At 62.0% G+C, this 500-nt stretch carries 1 protein-coding gene; it reads right to left on the bottom strand.

All coding sequences use genetic code 11. The annotated features are described in order from the left end of the window. On the bottom strand, positions 1–500 hold a 500-nt coding region (locus tag A5779_RS29625), incomplete at both ends, for an AMP-binding protein (RefSeq protein ID WP_131811711.1).

Raw genomic sequence — 500 nt, 5'->3', positions numbered from 1 at the left:
ATCTCCCACACCGAGAAGTCGAACGCCAACGAATGACACTGTGCCCATACCTGACCCGACGACAACGCCACATCACGATCGATTGCATCCAACAACCGCGTAACATTCCGATGCGGAATCGCCACGCCCTTGGGCACACCCGTCGTACCCGAGGTGTAGATCAGATACGCGACATCTTCGGGGGCAGGTTCGATCAGTGGGTCGGTGTCCGGCCGGCAGCTCATCGCGGGATCGTCGACGTCGATCACCGTCAACCCACGCCCACTCAGCCGATCCATCAGATCGGCGGTGCTGACCACTGCTACCGGCGCTGAATCAGCGAGGACGAATTCTATGCGTGCATCCGGCACCGACGGATCGATCGGCACATACGCCGCACCGGTTTTGAGCACACCCAGGATCGCCACGATGGCCTCGACCGAGCGTGGAAACAGCAGCGCAACCCGCTGCCCCGGACCGACACCGCGCTCGACAAGCAAGTGCGCCAACCGATTCGCAGC

This window comes from Mycolicibacterium peregrinum, assembly GCF_001665625.1.
Taxonomy (GTDB): Bacteria; Actinomycetota; Actinomycetes; order Mycobacteriales; family Mycobacteriaceae; genus Mycobacterium; species Mycobacterium peregrinum_B.
This window is presented reverse-complemented; position numbering and strand designations above follow the sequence as displayed.